The sequence below is a fragment of the Micromonospora sp. AB353 genome (assembly GCF_049538395.1).
Taxonomy (GTDB): domain Bacteria; phylum Actinomycetota; class Actinomycetes; order Mycobacteriales; family Micromonosporaceae; genus Micromonospora; species Micromonospora aurantiaca.
The window spans coordinates 1-330 of sequence record NZ_JBMVFV010000200.1 but is presented as its reverse complement, the minus strand read 5'-3'; the positions used below and the strand labels follow the sequence as shown (position 1 = coordinate 330).

Annotated in this window: 1 protein-coding gene; it reads left to right on the top strand. The window is 70.3% G+C overall.

Features of this window, described 5'->3' with window-relative positions:
• A partial coding sequence (locus ACPCK6_RS29675) for an oligopeptide/dipeptide ABC transporter ATP-binding protein (protein WP_423482866.1) occupies positions 1–330 on the top strand: 330 nt, incomplete at both ends.

Here is a 330-nt window from a genome sequence, read left to right as displayed (position 1 = left end):
GTCGTGTTGATCACCCACGATCTGGGTGTGGTGTCGCAGGTGGCTGATGACGTGCTGGTGATGTACGCGGGCCGGGCGGTGGAGCACGGGAGTGTGCAGCGGGTGCTGCGGGCGCCGCAGCATCCGTACACGTGGGGGTTGTTGTCGAGTGTGCCGTCGTTGCACGGCGACGCGGACGCGGACCTGGTGCCGATCCCGGGCAACCCGCCCAGTCTGATCAACCTGCCGTCGGGGTGTGCGTTCCATCCGCGCTGCCGGTGGGCCGGCGTCAACGGCGACCGGTCCCGCACCGAGGTACCTGAGCTGCGGGAGGCCGGCGTGCCGGGTCAC